Genomic DNA, 21818 nt, shown 5'->3' on the forward strand with positions numbered 1-21818 from the left:
GGCCGTCGGCTCAGGGACTGCCGCCGGCCACGGTTCCGCTCCGGCCCGGGAGACGAGCGGCGCGGGAGCGGCGCCGACGGGACGGGGGCGACGACCGGGCGGCGTCAGTTCCGGGCCGGTCGGAGCACACCGACTTCCGGGCACTCCCGCGGGCGTTCCGCGGGTCGTGTCGGACCGCCGACCGGGTGTGCCTCGCGGCGCGTCGGCTGGTTCCGTGCACCCCGGTGCGGTGATCATCCGCTGGAGGTGCACTCGGTGCGGGAGGAGGCCACGGATGGGCGCCAGACCGTCGACGGGCAGGGGGAGTCGCCGTCGCCCGCGACGCACGTACCGCGCACTGGCTGTGGCCATGGCACTCTGCGCCCTGTCCGGCTCCGGATGCTCCTCCGAACCGGCCCCGCCCTCCGGCCCCGGTCCGGCGGCCACGTCGCAGAAGGAGCAGAAGGACCCGTCCCCATGCCGTCGCACCCTGGTGGGCGTGGCACATCCGGACGACGACCTGTTCTTCATGAACCCGGAGATCATGCGGACCATCCGGGAGAGATGCCCGCTCCACACCGTCTATCTGACCGCGGGGGACGATGCCATCGCCGATCGTGTCAAGGCGCTGGAGTACGTGGACCGCAGGGAGTACGGGGTGCGGGCGGCCTATGCGTCGATGGCGGGAGCGGCCGATGACTGGGAACAGTCCGATGTGCAGGCCGGCGACGTCCGGGTCCGGTCGTTCCTGCTCGACGGCCGACCCCGCGGCGCCGACGTCCGGCTGACCTTCCTCGATCTCCACGACGGGCTTCCGCAGGGCCAGGACGCGAACAGTGTGCTCAAGCTCTTCGACGGAAGGAAGAAGAGTGTCTCCGGGTTCCTGGGCGGCGTGAGCTACAGCGAGGAAAGGCTGCTCGCGACACTCTCCACCCTGGTCAGGAGCAGTCGTGCGGAACGTGTCCTGACCATGGATCACGACAACGCGTCGTTCGCGTTCGGTCTCGGCGGTGGTGTCGACCACAGCGACCACGGCATCGGGGCCCGGTACTTCAGGAGCGTGGGCTACGCCCTCGGCGTTCCCGTCACGTCGTACCTCGCGTACACGATGTCGGCGAGGAAGGCGAACCTCACTCCCGGACAGGCAGCGGAGAAGGAGCAGGTGGCGCGTTGGTACATCGCCAATCGCCAGTGCCGGGCCACGGGCTGGTGCGCGAAGGTGCCGCCGTATCACGGATCGCTCAAAGAGGACTGGAAACTGTGGATCCACCGGCAGTACGAACAGGTCCATCGCTCTCCACGGCCTGGTGAGATCCTCGGGGACATCGGCCGGACCACGTACTTCACCGGTCCGGATCCGGCCCAGTGCCTCGACGCGGCAGACGGTTCACCGGGGGCCGGGCCCCGAACGGTCCGCATCCACGCGTGCGACGGCTCCGCCGGGCAGCGATGGGGGATGAGGCGGGACGGCACGATCGGGCTCCGGAGCGATCCGGACTCCTGCCTGACGGCCGGCGGTCCGGGGGTCGACCTCGAACCGTGTCGTGGCGGGAGCGCGAACCAGCAGTGGACCCGCGTGCCCTGGAAGAGCCCGACGTGGAAGCGCACGGCCTGGCGGATCGAGAACAGCGGCAACCGCTGCCTGTACCAGGACGACCGTGAGCTACCTGCCCGTTGGAACGCCCGGGACCACCCCAGCCCCCGGCTGACCCTCTCCGACTGCAGCGCGCCGCCCCGGCCCGAACAGTACTGGCAGTGGGGTGGGTGAAGCCGCCGTGCGTGATGATCACGCCCCCCAGTGCCGGCAGACGTTCGCCTGCCGGCACTGAGCGCCGAAGGCGAGGTGCCGGGCAAGCCCTCAGCGCGGGATGAGCGCATCCCATTGCTCCCGGGTCGGGCCGTCGTGTTTCGGCGTGAAGTCCGGGTGGGCGGCCAGCCAGGCAGTGACGTGTCGGTCCACTTCGTCGGTGCCGTAGGCGTCGTCGGGCAGTCGCAGGAGATGGCGCACCTGGGCTCGGGCTCTCATGACGACGGGATCGTCAAAGGCGCAGGCGGCCAGGGCGGCAGTCCGCCGATCTGCGGGTGGTGAGCCGTCGGCGAGGCGTTGTCCGTTGTTGCGGTCGGTCGTCACCTGCGTGTCGAACCACGGGCGGAGGGCCTTTGTCGTCCACGTGTGGTAGCTCATGGGGTCCGCGGCGATCCGGTCGGCGTGGGTGGCGAGGTGCTGGGCGGTACGCAGGCCGAGGGCCGCGCCATGACCGAAGGTGGGGTTGGTGTGGATGAGGCTGTCCCCGGCGCTGACCAGGCCGGTGACGACGGGTCCGTCATCGTCGGCGAGGGCGGTCCAGCGGTTGTCCAGGCCGGCCATCGCCAGGACGGCGGAGTGCGGTTCGGGGGCCAGGTCGAGCCAGGCGGCGGTCGCGGGGAAGCGGCGGGCGACGGCCTCGAACACGGCAGGGTCGGCGAGCGCGCCGCGGGTCGGATCACCGGTGGAGACCACCAGGCTCACCGCGAAGGTGTCGTTGTCGGAAGGGAAGACGCCGGCGAGCGCGAACGGTGCGGCCGAGCCGGTCCTGACCCGTCCGGGGTCACGTGGGCCGTCGGAGCGCAGGCGGTACCAGCGGCACAAATAGGCGATCCCGGTGCGGTGGCTGTCGACCACGGGCGGGCGGCATCCGGCCGCGATCAGCCAGGCGGGCACCGGCGAGCGACGACCGGACGCATCGACGACGAGGTCCGCCCGGTGCGTTTCCGCGCCCACCTGCACGCCGGTGACCCGGGCAGGACGGCCCTCCCGGAGGGTGAGGGCGTGCACCCGGCGGCCTCGCCGCACCTCAATGGTGGGTTCCCGCCGCACGGCCGCGGTCAGGGCGGCCTCCAGCACGATGCGGCGGGTGCGCAGGGTCACCAGGTCCTCGTCGCCGGCCCGATGCGGCGGATGCTCACCGAACCAGTCGAACTCGTGGTACTCCCGGGCTCCCCGTGCCAGCACGTCCGTGTAGACATCAGGGGCCTCGGCGCGCAGCACGGCGCGGACGGGCGCGAGCAGCGAGTGGGGATGGCCGGCCTGAGGGACTCGGGGTCTGTTCCAGTGGAAGAAGTCCCGGTCCAGGTCCTCTTCGGCCTGTCGCGCGTCCTGTTCGAACAACGTGACCGTGTGGCCTCGTCGGCCGAGCATGAGCGCCGTTCCCAGCCCGCTGATACTCCCGCCGATCACCGCAACCCGCGCCACCGATCTCCCCTTCGCGTCGTGTTGCGGAACGATCCTACTGATTGGCGATCTCCGGTCCGGAACCGGCGGCGTCCTTCGTGGGGCGGGGCGCGGCGGCGGCCGGTGCGGCCGGCCCTCGTTCTCCTGGTCCGTGCGAGGCGGTTCTCTCGTGCCCTGTTGGCGTGGCCCGCCTTACGCCGCCGCGCCCTGTGGACGTCGAGAAACCGTTTCCCGAGGTGGTGCCCCTGCGGAGAGAGACCGTGAGGCTGCACCCGCGTGCAGGCTGCCGGGGCCTGACTGTCTGTCAGGCCCCGTACTGCCTCCGACGCGCCGGCGGCGGTGTTGGGGAGTCAGTGTTCAGGTCTGCGGGACGTCCTTGACGAACACGATCCCGTCGGTGCCCGCCAGGTGGGCCGGGTCGAGCGGGGAGTAGCCGAACCAGGGGGATACGCGGGGCGCGGGCCGCGTGGTGCCGAGCAGGGCGGCCAGCCGAGGGGCGTCGATGACGCAGCGGTCCTCCGGGAGCGCGTACAGGAGTCCTTCGACGGTGTCCGGGGACGGGGTGTCCACTCCCTGGTGGCGGATCGTGCCGAGCGCCGTGGCCACGAAGGCGTAGCCTCCGTCGAGCTGGGCGCTCACCAGGGCACCGGCGCCCCACCACTCCACCGGCCCGTCCCACGTCGCCATCGTGCTCTTTTCCCGCTGGAGATGGGAGTTGTGGGCGTGAATGAGCGCCGGGCCCCGAGCGGCGAGGGCAAAGAGGTTGTGGGCCATCATCGAACTCCGCAGCGTGCACAGCCGCGTCATGCGGGTCGGCGAGGTGTCGGCCATCGAGTGGTGGTACCGCAGCAGGCCGGTCGCGGTGCGCCCGTACAGGCGCGCCCGGTCCCAGTCGTCCCGCGAGGTCGCCGCGAGCAGGTGTGGCGTCTGTGCGTCGAGCAGGGCCACCAGATCGTCGGCGAGCAGCCGCAGCCGACCCGCCTCGGTCGACCGCCCCACGGACTGGGTCGGGTCCATCATCGCGGCGGGATCGGTCCATCGGTCGTCGGTGCCGAGCAGGCGGTCGAGCGTTTCCGCGGTGCAGGGGAGCAGGTCCGCGTCCACCTCGGCCGCGAGGTAGGCGTGGAGTGCGGTGAGGGCCTGCCGGGGGCTCGCGGCGTGGGTGATCTCCAGTGGGCCGTCGAAACCGGCGAAGCGGAGCCGCTCGGGCGCGGGCCGGCCGTCGTTGTACGCCCGCATCCAACGCACCAGCTCGCGGTTGGCCGCAAAGGCGCCCCAGCCGTGGCTGATTCCGCGCTCCATGACCTCGTCGAGTGTGCCCGTACCGGAGGTGACGTAGTCGTCCACGGCCAGGCCCATCAGGCAGTCGCTCTCGATCGCGATCGTCCGGTACCCCTCCTGCTCGACCAGTTGCCGGAAGAGTTCGTTGCGTACGTCGAGCAGAGTGTCCTCGCCGTGGGTGGGCTCGCCCAGGGCGAGCAGCCGCGGCCGGGCCGGGAGCAGCCTCATGACAGCGGCAGCCTCGACGGCACGGGCGGTGTCCTTGATGTCAGTCGCCATGCCTTAAACGGTATCGTTGAACCCTCGGTGGAAACTTTTCCGCGATATCGTCGGATTCGTGGGACGAAACCTTCAAAGCTGTGATCGGCTCAGGCCGGTTGATCTGGCACGCGGGCACGGTCTGTCCACCCAGGCGATCAGGAACTACGAGGAAGCCGGCATCCTTCCGGCCGCCGGGCGCACGCCCCACGGCTACCGCACCTATACGCCACTGCACGCGGCCGCCCTGAGCGCGTTCCTCGCCCTGGTGCCCGGCCACGGCCACCAGAGAGCGACGTCGATCATGCGGGCCGTGAACCAGGGCACCCTCGAGGAGGCGTTCCGCCTCATCGACGAGAGCCACGCCCAGCTCCTCGAAGACCGCCGGACCCTCCAGGCCGTGGAACGGGCCCTGCGAGACCTGGAGCCCACCGCCGTGTCCGAGCCCGGTGCGGGGTCCGGGCCGGCCGAGGTGACCGGGCCCGAGGGTGCGTTCATCGGGCCGCTGGCGGACAAGCTCGGCATCCGGCCCGCGACGCTGCGCAAATGGGAGCGCGCCGGGCTGGTGCGCCCGCGCCGCGACCCGCTGACCGGGTACCGCGTCTACGACGAGGCCGACGTGCGGGACGCCCGGCTGACTCATCAACTCAGGCGGGGCGGCTACCTGTTGGAGCAGATCGCCCCGCTGATCGCCCAGGTGCGGGCGGCCGGTGGGCTGGAGCCGCTGGAGGCCGCTCTGGGCGACTGGAGCGGTCGGCTGTCCGACCGCGGGCGGGCGATGCTGACCGGGGCAGCCGAGCTGGAGACCTACCTCCGCCGACGCGGATGAGACCTCGGTCGTTCTCGCTGGGAGGTTCCTCGGCTCCCCGCTCTGCTCACCTGCCACGTCGAGACGGTGCGTCCCCGCGATGACCGGGCCGGTCACGAGCGAAGACTCCGGATATGACGGCCCGTCAATTATCTGCCGTCGAACGGGGCGCGGCCGTCGGCGCCCGAGCGCCGATGCCTTCTCCCGGCGGCTACGCGCCCTGCGTGGTCGCGGTTCTGCGCAGGAAGTCGTCGACCATGGACGTCTGCACGGCTGCGGGAAATCGTCCGGGGTCGAAGAGCGCCTGGACGGTGAGGCCGTGGACGAACGCCACTGTCTCGGCGGCGAGTTGTTCCAGATCCGTGGAGGCGGCCACTTCCTCCAGGCGGCGAGCGTCCTCAAGGTGTGCACGGACCGCTGATCGCATACGCGTGTAGCGATCCGCCTGTGCCGTGCCCACTTCCTCGTCGGCCAGGGCGAGGTCCCAGGAACTCACCCAGATGCGGTTGCGCGCGGTGTCGTCGGCGGTGAGCGGCAGGATGTCCAGTAGCACCTCCCGCAGCGCCGGCAGTCCCGCGGCCGGCCACTCACGGCGGGGACGTTCCGCGGTGCGCTTCTCCAGGATGCCCAGGGCGTGAATCACCAGGGCCCGTTTGGTGGGGAAGTAGTGCATGAGCATGCCGGTCGAAACGTCCATGGCGGCGGCGACGGCACGCAGCGTAAGGCCGTTGAACCCCTTCTCTCCGAGCACTTTCCACACCGCCTCGGAAACGTCTTCTCGGCGGGCTTCCCGGTCTCCTCGTGCTGGTGGCATGCGTGTTAGCTTACATACCGAACGCTCGTTATGTACCTAGAACAGATTGGGGCACTCATGTTCACGCTCGCGCTGGACGACCGCGCTCAACTGCGTCCCCTCGAACCATGGCAGGCGCCGGAGTTCCTCGCCCACATCGACCGCGCCAGGCCGCACGTCGACCCGTGGATACCGTGGGCGACGCTCAGCACCGACCTCGAGTCCGCCACGGCGGTCCTGCAGCGGTACGCGGACAAGCAGGCCCAGGACGCGGCCCGGATCTACGGCATCTGGCTGGAGGGCACGCTCGTGGGCGGCGTCATGTTCACCACCTTCGACGCCGGCTCCGGTGTGTGCGAGATCGGCTGCTGGCTGGAGGCCGCCGGGCAGGGGCACGGCCTGGTGGTCAAGGCTTCGCGCGCCCTGATCGACTGGGCTTTCCGTGAACGCGGGATGAGCCGGGTCGAGTGGTGGGCCGCCGCGGGCAACACCCGCAGTATCGAGACTGCGCGCAGGCTCGGCATGACCCGCGACGGCGTGCTGCGGCAACGCTATCCGTACCGTGGCGAGCGGCACGACAAGGAGATCTGGTCGCTCCTCCGCGACGAATGGAACAGTCCCTCCGCGTCGGTCACGCACAGCTGAGAGCACGGTCGCCGTCCGAAGGTGAAGTCTTCTCGGCCCCGCGAGGCCGCCGTCGGTTCGGATCCGGCCATCGGGCAACGCTCTGCGCGATGGCCGGATCGCTCGTGTCATGGCGGCGGGGCGGCGTCCGGTTCACTCGGACCGAACGGCCGGCTGAGCGCCGACGGACGCGTTCAGTGACGGGTGCCCGGACAGGAGGGTGCCGCCGGACGGCGCGCTTGCCTGCGGGGCCGAGTTCAACGGCCGATCACGGGTGGGCCGGGACACCGAGAACATCGCCCCCGGCGACTTCGGTCGGGATGGTGCGCACAAGGCGTGGTTGTGCCGGATCTCCCGGCGTCGGGAGCCGGCCGTCAGCCTGCCTCTGCGCGAGCCCGTATCGGTGGGACGACCGATGTGCGGAGCGCGGGGGCGCGGTCATAGTCCTCGGGAGATTGTTCGCGGGTAGCCGTGCTGCGCCCGCTTTCGAAGGGAAATTCTGTGACCACGTATGCGGATCTGGTGTTCTTCGGTGGGCGGGTCGTCACGGTCGACGCGGAGTTCTCCGTCGCCTCGGCCCTGGCGGTGACCGGTGGGATCATCAGTGCCGTCGGTGGGCGGGACGACGTCGCGCCGCTCGTCGGACCCCGTACCCGCGTCGTCGACCTGCGGGGGGCGACGCTGCTTCCCGGCATCAACGATTCCCATCTGCACGGGTGCGCCTTCGGCATGGCGACGCCGCCGCTCTCCGTCGAGCTCGGCCATCCCGCCGTGTCCTCTCTCGCAGACGTGGCCGAGGCGGTACGGGAGGCCGTCGGGCGGGTTCCGGGCGGGCAGTGGATCACGGGGCACGGCTGGGACGCCGGTTACCTCGACGAGTGCGTCGCCGATCCGTCGCGGCTGCCCTCGCGGAGCGACCTCGACGCAGTGAGCCCGGACCACCCCGTCGTCCTCTACTCCTTCTCCGGGCACGCCACCTGGGTCAACTCCAAGGCGCTGGAGCTGATCGGGATCGACCGGCACACCGTCGCACCGCCCGGCGGGGCCATCGTCGTGGACGAGGCCGGGAAGCCGACCGGGCTGCTCCACGAGGGGGCCCAGGCCCTCGTCCAGAACGCGCTGCCGCCGCTCAGCCGGCAGGAGCGGACCGACGCGATCAGGTCGGCCCTCGCCACGCTCGCCGGGCTCGGCGTGACCAGCTACACCGAGCCCGGACTCGGCCCCGGCGGCGACGGCATCATGCGGGGCGCGCTCGGCGCGGAGACCCTCGACGTCTATCGCCGGCTGCTGGCCGACGGCGAACTGACCGCCCGCGTCGGCGTCCTGCTCCTGCCCACCGGAATGGCGAGCACAGCCGAGGAGTTCGCCCGCACGCTCACCGCCCTCGGTGACTCCGGCGACGCAGATCCGCGCCGCCTGGCGATCCACGGGGTCAAGGTCTTCGCCGACGGCATCGTCCCCAACAAGACGGCCTGGATGCACGAGCCGTACGTCGGCGGTGGCTGCGGCTCCCTGTGCGTCGGCGGCGAGACCGACGCCGAGCGGATCGACGAGATCGGTGCCATGATCCGGCACGCCCACGCCGCCGGGCACCAGTTGGGCGTTCACGTCACCGGCGACCGAGCCATCGACACCGTCGCGGATGCCTTCGCCACGGCCATGGCCGAGCACCCGCGGCCCGACGCCCGTCACTACGTCATCCACGGTGACTTCCTCACCGCGCACAGCATGAAGGTGCTGGCCGAGCACGGCTTCGGCGTCAACATGAACCCCACCATCAAGTGGACCGTCGCCGACATGGAGGAGGAGTTCGTCGGTGCCGAACGGGCCGCCTACGCATGGCCCTACCGCGATGCCATCGACGCCGGCGTGCGGGTCGCGAGCGGGTCCGACGCCCCCGTCACGTACCCGGACTGGCGCCAGGGCGTCGCCACGATGCTGCTGCGCGAGTCGAAGGCCGCCGGCCGGGTCAGCGGCCCCGAGCAGCGCATCGTCCTGGCCGAGGCGATCCGTACGTACACGATCGACGCGGCCTGGCAGGACTTCGCCGAGGACTGGAAGGGCTCCCTGGAGCCCGGCAAGGCCGCCGACCTCTGCGTGCTCGACGGGGATCTGCTCACCGTCGACCCCCACGACATACCGGAGATGCCCGTCGTCCTCACCGTCGTGGACGGGCAGGTCGTGCACGACACCCTTCGCGATTGACGTATTCCAGGCACATGATCATCCTTGGGGGATGGCGGCGGAGCGGAGCGGGGCGGACATCCTGGACGCGGCCGTCCATGTCCGTGAGGCCGCCAGGAGCGCCACGAGCGGCGCGACGGGCGTCGACACGGTCCTGACGGCGCTGTCGGAGGTGATGGAGTACGACCACGCCTCACTGGCCCGGTGGGATCCGCTGCGCCGGCGCCACACCACCCTGGCGGGGAGCTACCCGGACGACGCCACGGCCTACATCGAGACCTGCCTCCACCACGACCCGGTGTTCCCCGTGCTCCGCAGCCCGGCCCGAGGCGGTCTCTGGCTCAGGGACGTCCCCCGGCAGCTCCTGGCAGCATCCCCGGGCTTCCAGAAGGTGCTGAGCCCCCTCGGCATCGAGGACGGCGTGGCCCAGTGTCTCTTCGCCGCCGACGGCCGGTACGTCGGCATGCTGAATGTCAGCACCCGCCGGCCGCGGCGCGCGCCCGACCCGGCGCGCGCCGTGGTCACCCTGCTCACCGAGGCCCTCGCCGCAGCCGTCGACCCCCACGCGGGCCTGCCGACGGAGGGGATCGCCTCGGACGTGCGGCGCCCGGACGTGTGGCGGCCCGGCGGACTCTCGCCACGGGAACTCCAGGTGCTGGCCGAACTGACCGCCGGCCGTACCAACCGGGAGATCGCCGAGCGGCTGTACATCACGCCGCGCACCGTGGGGACCCACATCGAGCACATCCTCGCCAAGCTCGACCTCCCCAACCGCGCGGCCGCCGCCGCCCGGGCCGCCGCCTGGGGAATCGAGCCGTCCCACTGACGCGAGCGCGCGGGGACGGCGCGCTTCGCGGGGACGGCGCGCTTCGCGGGGACGGCGCGCTTCGCGGGGACGGCCCGCTTCGCCGGGACCAGCACAGGAATTCCCCGTCGATCGGTGGGGATCCGGGCTGCGGGCCGGTGGCCGACAGCCCGGCGCAGATCGCGCAATGGCGGCCCCGGCCCCGACCCCGACCGGGCCCGGGACAGCCCTCAGGCGAGGGGGCAGGTGAGGGGGAGGACGCGTTCGGTCAGCCGGCCGGTGAGGTGGGTGTCGGTGACGACGGCTTCGGTGAGCCAGTCCGCTCGGGTCAGCTGGTCCACCAGGTCCTGCAGCTCGCCGGGACCAGCGGCGCACCAGGAGGCGAGGGATTCCAGGCCGACGCCTTGGCCGCAGGGGCCGAGCCGTCCGTCGGCGGTGATTCGGGTGGCCAGCATCAGCGCGAGCAGCCGGGTGCCGGCTGTGGCCCGGGTCTTGCGGAGCTTCTTGTCGGAGACGACCTTCTGGGCCCACCCGCTGAGCTTGGGACGCATCTTCTTGCCGAACGTGAACGGGCCGGGACGGTCCGGGTGGGGCACGAGGGACGGGACGGTGACGGGGGTGGGGCTCTCCGGCCGGGAGGCGAGCACATCCCCGACGGTGCCGGGGACGGCCAGCCATCCGCAGTCGGTCAGCTGCTCAACCAGGTCCTCCGGATCGGTCAGGCCCAGCGAGGTGAGGTCCTGGCCGACGAGGTTGCCGCTGCCGGTGTGCGCGGTGCGCAGGGTCAGCATCATCACCAGCAGGCGTGCTTCCGGGCCGGGCAGCGGGGTATGGCCGGTGACGTGCGCGAGGACGGACCGTGCGTGCTCCCACTGCGCGGGCCCCGTCAGCAGGCGGGTCACCGCCGGCTGGGTGCTGTCCGCACTGCGGCCGGTGCGCTGCTGGTGCTGGAGGCGGGCGGCGGTGGCGGCCTGCTCGGCGCGTTGGGCGTCCAGTCGCAGGCGCGTGTCGCCGGTGACCTCGGCCCAGGTGGTGAAGGCGCGCGCCTTGCGGGTGTGGAGCTCGGCGAGCTGTGCCAGGTCGGGTTCGGTGCGCTGCTGGTAGGCGCGGAAGAGATCGCCGAGCTCGATGAGCTCGTCGCGCAGGGCGACGGGCCGCAGGTCGTACGGGATGATCCGCTGCGCGATCTTCCCGTGTCGGGGTCGGCTCCGCGTCGCCGCGGAGCGGGGAGTGGGCACCTCCCGCGGACCGGCCGCGGCCGGGGAACGATGGGAGAAGCGCGGGTTGCCGCCCGGTACGGCCGACGGGCGGTCGGCAGTGGCTCGGACACCGGCCGACGGAGCGGTGGCGGTCGTGTCCGGGGTCGGGGCGGTGGCGACGATCTTCGCGCCGGGTGCGGCGGCCGCGCAGCGTGAACAGCACTCCAAGGCCCGCCACCAGCGTCCTTCCCGGTCGGTGATCACGGCCAGGACCACCGCCCCGCCGCACCGCCAGGGCTCGGCACGCTCATGCCGGTCGTCGGGACGGAGATGCGCGTGACAGCCCTCGGCCCTGCAGGCGCAGTACACATCGACCCGGGGCGTCGGGGCGGCCCGAAGATGAGCTGTGAGGTGCGCGACCGCAGCCGCACGGCCGGCGGCCGCGGACGGCAGACGCTGCACGGCACAGGAAGGACGGCTGCACGAGACGCGCACGGCCGCACTGCCACGACCGGCAGCGTCCAGACGCACCGTCCACCTGCGTCCCAGCACCCGCTCGTCCAGTTGGCTCACTGTGGTCTCCGTCATCCGTCTTCCTCCTCTGCCGCGTCCACGCCTCCTGCACCGTGCCATGACGACCGGCGGGCACGGCCGCGGGCCCACCGTACGCGGCCGTACGGCCCGAGGACCGGTGAACTCGCCCTGCTCACCGGGACCGGTGAGTGGGCCGTTGCCGACGGATGTGACTCCGCAGGCCGCCCCGCGCGCCTCGGCGTGCGGCTCCCGCCGCATCGGGCTGCCGCCCAGGAAGCGCGGTCACGGGGGCGCAGCAGCCCGGTCACACGGCTGCCTCTGCCCGAACCAGGTGGCGACGTCCTTGTCGGCGGGCGTCAACTCCGGTGATGCGACGCCACTCGTTTCGGTGGTCGTCGGATTGACGGCCGCCGTGGCGGGGTTCGGTCGCCGGACTCGCGGTCGTGGCCGATCCGAACGGAGCATCAGCACTCCCGATCCTGCACCAAGGAGCGCCCTTGGCGCACAGGGCCGGACGACGACCGGCACCGGACGGGTCCGTCTCCCGAACAGGCCCGGACCCGGACCGTGGAGCACCTCCTGGGCATACGGCCGAGCGAAGGCGCGGACGCCGGGCGCCGCGCCGCTCCGATGGCGGGACGCGGTGCTGTCCGTGCGAGGGGCCCCGTCCGGGCCGGTGGTGGAACCGGATCGGGCAGCGTCGGCCCTGGGGCAACGGCCCTGCGGGGCCGTCGGCACGCCGTGGAACCGGTGTGTGCCGCCGCCGGTTCGGCGAACGGGCGGACGCCGGCCGTCGCGGCCCGTGCGCCGTGCGACACGATGCCCGATGCGGTCGTCGACTCTACGGTGGTTGCATGGCGGTGATCAGCGGTCGGAGGCGCGGGACGCGGGCCCGGAGCGGTGTGAGGGACGCACTGGGCGTGTCCGTGCTGTTCGTGCTCTCGGTCGTGGCCGCCTCGGTCGTACCGCATGAGCACGAGTTCTCCTTGCGGTGGCCGGCCGTCGTGCTGGCCGGTCTCGGCTGCTCGGCGCTCATGTGGCGGCGCCGTCACCCTGTTGGCGTACTGGCCGTCGCGGTCGGCTGCGGGGTGGCCTTCGAGGTGCTCGGATTCCGGGACAGTCCGCTGGTGATCAGTCCGGTCCTGGTGTCGGTCTACACCGTGGCCGCGCTGACCGGCCGGCGTGCCGCCTGGACGGCGGCGTCGGTCTCGGCCGCTGTTCTCGTCGGCGCCGCCGTGCTGCGCGATCCGCACTCATGGCTGGCCCCCGACAACGCGGCGATGCTGGCGTGGACGGCTCTGCCGGCTGCCGTCGGGGACGGGGTGCGCTCACGGCGTGCCTATGTGGCGGCCGTGGAGGAGCGGGCGGAACACGCGGAGCGCACGCGTGAGCAGGAAGCACAGCAGCGAGTGGCCGCGGAGCGGGTGCGCATCGCGCGCGAGCTGCACGACATCGTCGCGCACCACATCGCCCTGATCAACGCTCAGGCGGGCGTGGCCGTCCATCTGGTGGAACGACGGCCGGAACAGATCCTGGCCGCGCTGGAGGACATCCGGGACACCAGCCGGTCCGCGCTGGACGAGCTGCGGGTGACCGTGGGGCTGCTGCGGCAGTCCGGCGATCCGGTCGCGCCGCGTGATCCGATGCCGGGGCTCGCCCGCATACCGGCGCTTCTGGCGTCGTTCGAACGCGCCGGCCTGGTCGTGACCCATACCCGGCTGGGCATCGTCGAACCGCTGGCCCCGGCGGTGGACCTGGCCGCGTACCGCATCGTGCAGGAGGCCCTGACCAATGTGCACAAGCACGCCGGGGCCGACCACGCCCGGCTGGTCCTGCACTATCGCCCCGAGCAGCTGACGATCACCGTCGAGAACGACGGACGAACCGGGGGGAACGCCCGTCCGGGGACCGGCCACGGGCTGATCGGGATGCGTGAGCGCGCCTCCACGGTCGGGGGCCGGCTGTTCGCCGGAGTGCGCCCGGAGGGGGGCTTCACCGTGATGGCCGAACTGCCGCTCCGTCCCGGACTGGTCATGGGTAAACCGCCGAGAAGGGACGGGCATGACGATTCGCGTACTGCTTGCCGATGACCAGGCTCTGTTGCGGGGCACGTTCCGGATGCTGTTCGACTCCACGGACGACATGGAGACGGTGGGGGAGGCGTCCAATGGCCAGGAGGCGTTGGAGCTGGCGCGTGCGGAGCGCCCCGATGTGATTCTGATGGACATCCGCATGCCGGAGATGGACGGTCTCGATGCCACACGGCTCATCAGCGAGTCCGAGGACCTCACCGGGGTGAAGGTGCTCATCCTGACCACCTTCGAGGACGACGAGCACGTCGCCGAGGCCCTGCGCGCCGGTGCGAGCGGCTTTCTCGGCAAGGGGGCCCGGCCCGAGGAGCTTCTCGAAGCCGTCCGCACGATCGCCGTCGGTGAGGCCTTGCTGTCCCCGGCGGCGACGCGTGCGCTGATCAATCGCTTCCTCGCGCAACCGGACCCGTGTTCGGCGGATGTGCACGAGCGGCTCGAGTGCCTGACGCGGCGGGAACGCGATGTCGTGGCGCTGGCGGCGCTGGGACTGTCGAACGACGAGATCGCAGAACATTTGTTCGTCAGCCCTCTGACCGCCAAGACCCATGTCAACCGGGCCATGACCAAGCTGTCGGCGCGCGACCGGGCCCAGCTCGTCGTCATCGCCTATCAGTGCGGCCTGGTCAGTCCGGCGCCGGAATCAGGGCCCTCACAGGCATCCGTGTGAGCGACCGCGGGGGCAGGCGCGTGCGGGTTCCGGTCGTAGGGACGAGTACCGGATACCGCAGCCGTGGTAGGCGGGAATCGCTGCGGGGGGACGATGTGCGAAGGGTCGTTCCTGGGCGAAGGTGAGAGGGCGAACGGAGGTTTCGCCATGATCGAAGCCCACTGCACGACCAAGCGATACGGCGCCGCATCGACCGGCCCGCACACCGCTCCCCGTGTGCCGGTCGCTCTGCTCGCCGCCACGGTGGCCACGGGCAGCCGGACGGGCGACCGAGCGGGCCGCACTCCCCGTGTTTCCCCGCAGACCGCCCATGCCGACGACCGCCGCGGATGTCGTCCTCGTATCGAGGACCGCGGCCCGCGTCGCCTCCCTCTTCCGTGGTCGAGCGGCCCCGTTCCTCCGTCGCGGACACGTCGGCCACTCCTCGCCGCGCACGCGACCGCCCACCCCGGCATCGGTGCCCAGCCTCTCGTGCGACGCGACGTCTGAACCAGGCGAGGGGAAAGAAGCGGCAGCCACCACACTCCCGACCGGCCTCACGGCCGCGATGCCCGCGCTACCGGCACCTCGGCGCCCCCCGACACTCTCGGCACCTCGGCACCTCGGCACCTCGGCACAGGAAGGACCCTCTCATGCTTACTGCAACCAGGAACGGCCGTAAGACCAGTGAACGACCGGCCGAAGGACACGACATCCCCGTCCCGGCGGCCGACGAAGCGATCGCGGTGGGAGCTCACCTGGCGACCTGCTCCACGTGCCGGGCGGGGTACGACTGCAGCGAAGCCGTGCCCGCACATCTGTTCCTGCTCCGCCAGGCCCTCGCCGACAGCACCGGCCGGCAGCAGGCGGCGTGCGAGGACGGCCGGACGGAACACCACCGTGTGGCACCCTGCCGGCGCGGTCCGGTCCGTACGACCGGGGCCACACAGCTCACCCTCTCCCAGTGGGTCAGCAGGACCGCGGCGATCGGCGTCCGAAGCTGACGAGGAAGGCGACGACGAGTGCGGGGGCGGTCCGGGCACCGCTTCCGGAGCGGTGCCACCGCCCTGGAAGCGGTGCCCGGACCTCTTCGTCGGGCCCGAGGGACGTGCTGCAGCCCGTTCGGGACCGCGGGCCCCGCGCGGCCGCCGCTGAAGCCTCCCCGCCGGGCACCTTCAGCCCGGCGCCACCGCACAGCCGTCGGCCGTCCAGCCGCCGTCGCTGACCACCATCTGGCCCGTGATGTTCGCGGACACGCCGGAGGCGAGGAAGAGGGCGAGATGGGCGAAGTCCTCCGGGCGGCCGAGGCGGCCCCGAGGAGTGCGGCGGCGAAGCGCCTCCGTGTCCAGCCGTCCGGCGGCGGCGAGCCGGGTCACCAGGTCGGTCTCGACGTATCCGGGCCCCAGCGCGTTGACGCGTATCCCGAACGGGGCCCACTCGACGGCCAGGACCTTGGTGAGAGCGGCGACGGCGGCCTTGGTCGCACAGTACGCCGCACGTTCGGGCCCGGCGGTCCCCCCGTACATCGACGAGGTGGTGAGGACGACGCCCCCGTCGCCCTCGCGCATGATGCGGGCGGCGGCGCGCGCAGATGAAGGCGCCGGTGAGATTGACGTCCAACGCGGTGTTCCAGCGGTCCAGTTCGAGGTCGAGGGAGGGCGCGTTGGCGGACACGCCGGCGTTGCCGACCATGGCGGAGCACCCGCGGCCCGGGGACGCCCTGGCCGGTCAGCCAGGCGATCCGGTCACGCTCGCCCCTCAGATCGGCCGCCCCGGCGGCGGCTACGCACTTGGCGTAGCGGGTGCCGTCCGCGCTCCGGAAGACGGCGGCCCCCGATTCGCAGTGACGGGCAGCCAGTCGCCGTCACCACCACCCGCGCCCAGCAGCACCGGTGAAACGGTCCGGGACCCGGAGCGATCACTCATGGCGGTCACTCCAGTGCTGTGACCGCGGGGGTCCACCGGCACGGGAGCCGGGCGGCTTCAGCCCCGTCCCCGCCGGCGGCCCGTGCCGCCACCGGCAGAGGGCCGACACCCACGGGGCCGCCCACCGATGAACGTCCGCTCGCCCGGCCCTCTCCGTCGGTCCGCTTCGGCCGGTACCGCGCGTCGACGATCTCGGGCCGAGGTGCTCGCTGCGCCCGTGGTCCGGACCCGCGTGAGCGGTACGGGACCGACCGGAGCACCTTCGCCCCGTTCGCCGCAATGGACGGTGCGGCTTCGGCGCATCCGCTCCGTGCCGATGCGGCGTTGAGACGCCGGGACCGTCTCCGGGCGGACCCGACTGACCTCACCCGACCGGGCCAGCGAAGTCCCTTGTCCCCACTGGCGCCGTCCCCACCTCGGAGTTGCCCGGACACGGGAGCCATGAATCTGTGGAAGTCGTGATCCGCCGGATCCCGTCTTCCAGGAGGAGACATGCGCCCTGAGCAGAACGGCCGCTCGGCCGACCAACTGTCCGTCGTGTACACGGTCCACGTGATCGAGGGCGGTGAGCAAGGATTCCTCGACGCGTACGAGCGCATACGGAAGTCCGTCGCCAGCGTCCCCGGGCACATCATCGACCGGCTGGGAGAACCCCTCGACGACTCCCGGCAGTGGGTGATCACCAGCGAGTGGGAGACGCCCGAGCACTTCTTCGCCTGGCAACAGGGCGAGGACCACCGCGCATTGCTGGCTCCGCTGCGGGCCTGGGTCGATCAGACCCAGTCGCTGCGGTACCGGGTCATCCAGGAGACCGTGGGGGTGAAGTCATGACGCAGCCCGTCACCGGCCCCGTCGCCGTCCTCGGCCTCGGCACGATGGGCACCGGCCTGGCCACCCGGCTTCTCGACCAGGGCGTCGAGGTCCGGGTCTGGAACCGCACCGCGGAGCGGACGGAGCCGCTCGCCCGAGCCGGCGCCGTCGCCGCGACGCATCCGGCCGATGCCGTCGAGGGCACGAGCGCGGCCATCTGCACCGTGACCGACGGCGAAGCCCTCGCCACCGTGCTGCACGGACCGGACGGGATCCTGACCGGCAGCCCGTACCCAGGCGCCCTGGTCTGCGCCAGCACGGTCGCACCGGAGGAGGTCGTCCGTCTCACCAGCAAGATCGACTCCGTTCTGGACGTCGGCATGCTGGGCAACCGCGAACACGCCCGCAGCGGTGATCTGCGGCTGTTCGTCGGAGGCGAGGAGCGGGTCTTCACCGCGGGGCGGCCGTTGCTCGAACTGCTGGGCAAGGAGGTCGTCCACCTCGGCGAACTCGGTTCCGGCATGCGGATGAAGCTGCTCCTCAACCTGCTGATGGGGATCGAGGTACAGGCCCTGGCCGAGGCGGTCGAGCTGGCGGCCGTCACCGGGCTCGACCCGAAGCTCGTCCTCAGCACGATCGCGGGCAGCGGATTCGCCTCGCCCGTCATGGCGTTCAAGTCCAAGCGACTGGCGGCCGGGCGCTTCGACGAGCCCGACTTCCGGCTGAGCCTGATGGCCAAGGACCTCCTGCTCGCCGCGGACCAGGCCGCCGCGGCCGGACTGCGGCTTCCACTCGTCGCCGCAGCCGCGCAGACCCACGTCCGCGCCGCCGACCAGGGACACGGAGACGAGGACTGTGTCGCCGTCGTCCACGCACTCGCACCGAACCAGGGAACACACACATGATCATCGACATCCATGGACACCTGTCCCCGCCGGATGCCGCACGGCGCTTTCCCATGCCGCCCAGCCTCACCGACGTCGACGGCATGCTCGCCGCCCGCGCCCGAGCCGGCATCGACCTCACCATCATCGGCAGTCCGGTCGGCGCCGGTGCCATGGCGCGCGTCCCGGGCGTCGACAACTACGCGCAACCACGAGACCGGCTCAGGGGCTTCCACAGCTGGATGTCGGGCCTGATCGCCTCCTTCCCGGAGCAGCTGCGCGGGTACGTGTACGCCAACCCGTTCGGTGACGACGACCACCTGGAAGGAGTCCGGGAGACACTGGAGGACCCCGCGTTCGTCGGCCTGATCACCACCTCCAGCGTCCACGGCGAACTGCTCGGCTCCCCGCGCGCCGACTCCTTCTTCGCGCTGGCCGCCGAGACGGGAGTGCCGGTCCTGGTGCACGCCCCGGCAGAACCGATCGGCACGGACCGGGTCGACGACTTCGGCTTCGTCGAACAGATCGGCCGGTTCGGGGATGTCACCATGGGCATGGCCATGATCGCGTTCGCGGGGTGGCTGGACAAATATCCCGGCCTGCGCCTGATCGGTGCCACAGGAGGCGGCGCGATGGCGCTGCTGCCGGAACGCCTGCAGACGGCGGCACGTCCCAGGCACTGGGGCGCCGGCGCACCGTCGACGCAGCCCGACGCCCCGGCGGCGGACCCGGGCGGGGCGCTGCAGCGCATGTACGTCGACACCAGCACGTTCAGCCCGGCGCACCTGGGCCTCAACGCGGAGGTGCTGGGGCCGGAGCGGATGCTGTTCGGCACGGACTCGCCGCCGATGTCCGTACCGCTGGAGGAGCTCCTGCGCATGATCGAGAAGCTGCCCGTCGACAAGGCGTCCCAGCAGCGCATCCTCGGTGGCAACGCCGAGGCCCTCTTCGACCTCCGGAGCCGGCCGTGACCACCGTGGACGATCCGGTCGCCGCAGCCGAGCGGTGCACCCCCGAGTTCCGGCGGGACCCGCATCCGGTCTACGCCGACCTCAGGGAAACGGCGCCCGTCTGCCCCATGCGGCCGCCGCACGGCATCGACACGTACCTGATCACGCGGTACGAGGACGCACGTGCGGCCCTGTCGGATCCGCGGCTGAGCAAGGACATGTACGGGGCCATGGACGCCTACCGAAGGATCTTCGGCGACTCGTCCGTGGCGCTGGACGACCACATGCTCAACTCCGACCCGCCCAAGCACACCCGGCTGCGCAAGTTCGTCGGCTCCACGTTCACCCCCCGCCGCGTGGAGTCGCTGCGCCCGCGGGTCCAGGCCGTCGTCGAGACGCTGCTGGACGCCTGCGCCACCCGCGAACCCGTGGACCTGCTGCCCGCGTTCGCGTTCCCGCTGCCGATCATCGTGATCTGCGAACTGCTCGGTGTGCCGCAGGAAGAACGGCCGGAGCTGCAACGCCTGTCCACCACGGTGGCGCAGACAGGGTTCGGCAAGGAGGCCAAGCAGGCCCAGCAGATGGCTGAGGAGGGCCTGCACGCGTACTTCGCGGATCTCCTGGCGCGCAAGCGCAGCCGTCCCGGGGAGGACCTGCTCAGCGCGCTCGTCGAGGCCCGGGACGAGAACGGCGGCCTCACCGAGCAGGAGCTGATCTCGACGGCGTTCCTGCTGATGTTCGCGGGGCACAAGACGACCGCCTATCTCATCGGGAACGGCGTCCACCATCTCCTCACCCACCCCGAGCAGCTCCGCGCCCTGCAGCGGAACCCGGAGCTGATCGGGCCGGCGGTGGAGGAACTGCTGCGCTACGACGGTTCGGTGGAGAGCGCGACGTTCCGCTTCGCGACCGAGGATGTGCAGATCGCCGGGACATGGATTCCGAAGGGCTCCCTGGTGCAGATCGCGCTCAGCTCGGCCAACCGCGACCCGCGGAAGTTCGACGCACCGGACGCCTTCGACGTGACGCGCCCCAAGAGCCCGCAAAGCGCCCATCTGGGGTTCGGCCACGGCATCCACTACTGCCTGGGAGCGTCGCTGGCCAGACTGGAGACGCAACTCGCTCTCACGGGCCTGTTCGGCCGATTCCCGAGGGCCGCTCTGGCGGACCCCGCGCGTGAGGCGCTCTGGATGGAGGTTCCGTTCCCGGCCTTCCGAGGCCTCGCGGAGCTGCCTGTCGTGCTTGAGCCCGCCATGCCGTGACCGGCAGCCGGAAGGGACCGGCATGCGTTCGTCCGCCGCGCGTTCGCTCACGGCACGGTCGACCACCACACGAACGCGTCCGTCTCCCTGACGGCTGTCCCACGCGTCGCCGGATGCCGGTCGAAGTGGCCTCCGCGCGGGCGGGCGGTCTCGGTGGCTTGCGCCGACTCGTTCTGAAATAAGGCTGGTCATCGCAGAAGGCGGCTGCTCGTCGGCTCGTGCCGTTTTTCTGCTCGGGTTCGTGTCGCGCCGATGTGTCGGCCCCCGAACGCCTGGTGAATCGAACGACTCTGACGCTTCGTCAATAACTGCAAGGACACGGCGATCGCCGGCGTCGCGGTGAGGGACTTCATGGTCACCGCGTCCGGCAAGAAGTTCGACAGCGCGGGCTACGGCGACCGCCTGAAGAACCTGGGGAAGGACGTCCTCAGGGTCGACGGAAAGACGTACACCCGGTGGAAGAAGGCCCACGACCACGAGAAGGACAACAGCCTGCCGAAGGACGCGCAGGACGGACCGGGCCGTGGGCGGGGCCCCGCCCCGGTTCGCGAACCGGGGCGGGGCCGAGCCGAGTACGGGCAGCCGTCCCCGGGGTGTCGGCTGCTCGTGCCCCACGGCACCGGCAGCCGGCTTCAGGCGCGGGGCTCGGCCTCCACGATCCGAGCGTGGGCCCAGGTCACCAACCCGGGGTCGCTCAGGGCGTCGACCCACAGGTCGGCCCGGTCCTGTCCTTCGCCGGCAGGGCGTGGCCCGACACCCAGTACGCGCAGGCCGGCCCTCCGCGCCGACTCGATCCCGGTGACCGAGTCCTCCACCGCCAGTGCGTCCTGAGGGCGCACGCCGCAGAGCTCCGCCGCGGCGGCGTAGACGTCCGGATGGGGCTTGGGCCGTAATGCGTCGCCCGCGACGACGATGTGGTCGAAGCGATCCAGCAACGAGGCCCGTTGCAGGCAGGACTCCACCACCTCCAGTGGGCAGTTGCTGGCCACCGCGAGCGGCAGGTGACAGGCTGCCAGCCGGACCAGAGCCGCCGCGCCCGGCATGGTGACGGGGTCCGCGGCGACCAGCGCCATGAAATGCCGGAGCAGTGAATCGGTCAGGGCCCCCGTGAGCTCGGGTTTGCCCGTCTCCCGGGCCATGAGGCTTCCGCACTCGGTGTAGTGCACTCCCTTCGCTCGCTCCGCGAAACCGGCCGGAGGCTTGAGGCCGAATTCCTGGAAGGCGCGAATACGGGCGTCCTGCCAGTGGCGTTCGGTGTCCATCAGAGTTCCGTCGCAATCGAAGACGATGGCGGCCGGGGACCAGTTGAGGATGCGATCAGCTGTCATTTCTCTGCCGTTCTCGGAGAGTGCGCCGACCCCGGTCTTCCGCGGGATGAATGAGATGTCGGACTGCGGGAGAGACGCGCTCGACTGCTGGGACATGGATGTCGAGGGGAAATCGATGACCGCGTGCGCAGGCGGTCCATTCGCCTCCGTGTGAAGCCCGCTGCCCAGAGCGCCGTCCGCCCTGTGGAGCGAGCCCGAAAACATCGTGCTCATTACGTTAATTTCGCGGAGAAGAAGTGCGCAATC

At 71.4% G+C, this 21818-nt stretch carries 18 protein-coding genes; 12 read left to right on the forward strand and 6 right to left on the reverse strand.

Annotated elements, in window-relative coordinates:
• The first annotated feature begins 478 nt into the window (after positions 1 to 478).
• Positions 479 to 1747 carry a ricin-type beta-trefoil lectin domain protein gene (locus ACIQCZ_RS11650; protein ID WP_402281592.1) on the forward strand — a complete coding sequence of 423 codons (1269 nt, stop codon included), beginning with the start codon at positions 479 to 481 and terminating at the stop codon, positions 1745 to 1747.
• A gap of 90 nt (positions 1748 to 1837) precedes the next feature.
• Here the strand turns inward: ACIQCZ_RS11650 and ACIQCZ_RS11655 are convergent, their stop codons facing one another.
• Positions 1838 to 3211, reverse strand: coding sequence for an FAD-dependent oxidoreductase (locus ACIQCZ_RS11655; protein ID WP_402281594.1), 1374 nt, complete (start codon positions 3209 to 3211; stop codon positions 1838 to 1840).
• A 336-nt stretch (positions 3212 to 3547) separates the two neighbouring features.
• Positions 3548 to 4750, reverse strand: a complete 1203-nt coding sequence (locus ACIQCZ_RS11660; RefSeq protein ID WP_402281595.1) for an erythromycin esterase family protein — start codon at positions 4748 to 4750, stop codon at positions 3548 to 3550.
• Positions 4751 to 4808: 58 nt separating this feature from the next.
• On the opposite strand from ACIQCZ_RS11660, the gene ACIQCZ_RS11665 reads away from it, so the two are divergent.
• Positions 4809 to 5558: a TioE family transcriptional regulator gene (locus tag ACIQCZ_RS11665; protein ID WP_402281596.1), complete on the forward strand. Its 750-nt coding sequence runs from the start codon at positions 4809 to 4811 to the stop codon at positions 5556 to 5558.
• A gap of 190 nt (positions 5559 to 5748) precedes the next feature.
• On the opposite strand, the gene ACIQCZ_RS11670 is transcribed toward ACIQCZ_RS11665, so the two are convergent.
• The gene (locus ACIQCZ_RS11670; protein ID WP_402281597.1) at positions 5749 to 6351 is read right to left on the reverse strand and encodes a TetR/AcrR family transcriptional regulator; all 603 of its coding nucleotides are present in this window, start codon (positions 6349 to 6351) and stop codon (positions 5749 to 5751) included.
• 57 nt (positions 6352 to 6408) lie between these two features.
• Here ACIQCZ_RS11670 and ACIQCZ_RS11675 point away from each other — a divergent pair, with 57 nt between their 5' ends.
• The 3 genes from ACIQCZ_RS11675 (at position 6409) to ACIQCZ_RS11685 (ending at position 9964) form a co-directional block, all read left to right on the forward strand.
• Entirely contained in the window at positions 6409 to 6975 is a 567-nt protein-coding gene (locus ACIQCZ_RS11675; protein ID WP_402281599.1) for a GNAT family N-acetyltransferase, read from the forward strand.
• Between the two features lie 480 nt (positions 6976 to 7455).
• Positions 7456 to 9159, forward strand: coding sequence for an amidohydrolase (locus ACIQCZ_RS11680; protein ID WP_402281601.1), 1704 nt, complete (start codon positions 7456 to 7458; stop codon positions 9157 to 9159).
• A gap of 31 nt (positions 9160 to 9190) precedes the next feature.
• Entirely contained in the window at positions 9191 to 9964 is a 774-nt protein-coding gene (locus ACIQCZ_RS11685; RefSeq protein ID WP_402281602.1) for a LuxR C-terminal-related transcriptional regulator, read from the forward strand.
• A 209-nt stretch (positions 9965 to 10173) separates the two neighbouring features.
• Here ACIQCZ_RS11685 and ACIQCZ_RS11690 read toward each other — a convergent pair whose 3' ends face one another.
• On the reverse strand, positions 10174 to 11730 hold the full coding sequence (locus tag ACIQCZ_RS11690) for a hypothetical protein (protein ID WP_402281603.1): 1557 nt from the start codon (positions 11728 to 11730) through the stop codon (positions 10174 to 10176).
• Between the two features lie 848 nt (positions 11731 to 12578).
• On the opposite strand from ACIQCZ_RS11690, the gene ACIQCZ_RS11695 reads away from it, so the two are divergent.
• The 3 genes from ACIQCZ_RS11695 to ACIQCZ_RS11705 all read left to right on the forward strand — a co-directional run bounded on the left by ACIQCZ_RS11695 (position 12579) and on the right by ACIQCZ_RS11705 (position 15416).
• The gene (locus tag ACIQCZ_RS11695) at positions 12579 to 13766 is read left to right on the forward strand and encodes a sensor histidine kinase (protein ID WP_402281604.1); all 1188 of its coding nucleotides are present in this window, start codon (positions 12579 to 12581) and stop codon (positions 13764 to 13766) included.
• The gene (locus tag ACIQCZ_RS11700) at positions 13738 to 14433 is read left to right on the forward strand and encodes a response regulator (RefSeq protein ID WP_402281605.1); all 696 of its coding nucleotides are present in this window, start codon (positions 13738 to 13740) and stop codon (positions 14431 to 14433) included. The genes ACIQCZ_RS11695 and ACIQCZ_RS11700 overlap by 29 nt, the downstream gene beginning before the upstream one ends.
• Before the next feature lie 632 nt (positions 14434 to 15065).
• Complete coding sequence (locus ACIQCZ_RS11705) at positions 15066 to 15416, forward strand: zf-HC2 domain-containing protein (RefSeq protein WP_402281606.1); 351 nt, start codon at positions 15066 to 15068, stop codon at positions 15414 to 15416.
• A gap of 171 nt (positions 15417 to 15587) precedes the next feature.
• On the opposite strand, the gene ACIQCZ_RS11710 is transcribed toward ACIQCZ_RS11705, so the two are convergent.
• Positions 15588 to 16148, reverse strand: a complete 561-nt coding sequence (locus ACIQCZ_RS11710; protein ID WP_402282153.1) for an SDR family NAD(P)-dependent oxidoreductase — start codon at positions 16146 to 16148, stop codon at positions 15588 to 15590.
• 682 nt (positions 16149 to 16830) lie between these two features.
• Between ACIQCZ_RS11710 and ACIQCZ_RS11715 the strand changes: the two genes are divergently transcribed.
• Genes ACIQCZ_RS11715 through ACIQCZ_RS11730 form a run of 4 tightly spaced genes read left to right on the forward strand, consistent with a single transcriptional unit; the run spans position 16831 to position 20244 of the window.
• Complete coding sequence (locus ACIQCZ_RS11715; RefSeq protein WP_376222165.1) at positions 16831 to 17169, forward strand: antibiotic biosynthesis monooxygenase family protein; 339 nt, start codon at positions 16831 to 16833, stop codon at positions 17167 to 17169.
• The gene (locus tag ACIQCZ_RS11720) at positions 17166 to 18053 is read left to right on the forward strand and encodes an NAD(P)-dependent oxidoreductase (RefSeq protein ID WP_402281607.1); all 888 of its coding nucleotides are present in this window, start codon (positions 17166 to 17168) and stop codon (positions 18051 to 18053) included. The genes ACIQCZ_RS11715 and ACIQCZ_RS11720 overlap by 4 nt, the downstream gene beginning before the upstream one ends.
• Entirely contained in the window at positions 18050 to 19003 is a 954-nt protein-coding gene (locus tag ACIQCZ_RS11725) for an amidohydrolase family protein (RefSeq protein ID WP_402281609.1), read from the forward strand. The genes ACIQCZ_RS11720 and ACIQCZ_RS11725 overlap by 4 nt, the downstream gene beginning before the upstream one ends.
• Complete coding sequence (locus tag ACIQCZ_RS11730; protein WP_402281610.1) at positions 19000 to 20244, forward strand: cytochrome P450; 1245 nt, start codon at positions 19000 to 19002, stop codon at positions 20242 to 20244. The genes ACIQCZ_RS11725 and ACIQCZ_RS11730 overlap by 4 nt, the downstream gene beginning before the upstream one ends.
• Positions 20245 to 20876: 632 nt before the next feature.
• Here ACIQCZ_RS11730 and ACIQCZ_RS11735 read toward each other — a convergent pair.
• Positions 20877 to 21572, reverse strand: coding sequence for an HAD family hydrolase (locus ACIQCZ_RS11735; RefSeq protein WP_402281612.1), 696 nt, complete (start codon positions 21570 to 21572; stop codon positions 20877 to 20879).
• Positions 21573 to 21818: the final 246 nt, after the last annotated feature.

This window comes from Streptomyces sp. NPDC093149 (assembly GCF_044754145.1).
In the GTDB taxonomy this organism is placed as follows: Bacteria; Actinomycetota; Actinomycetes; order Streptomycetales; family Streptomycetaceae; genus Streptomyces.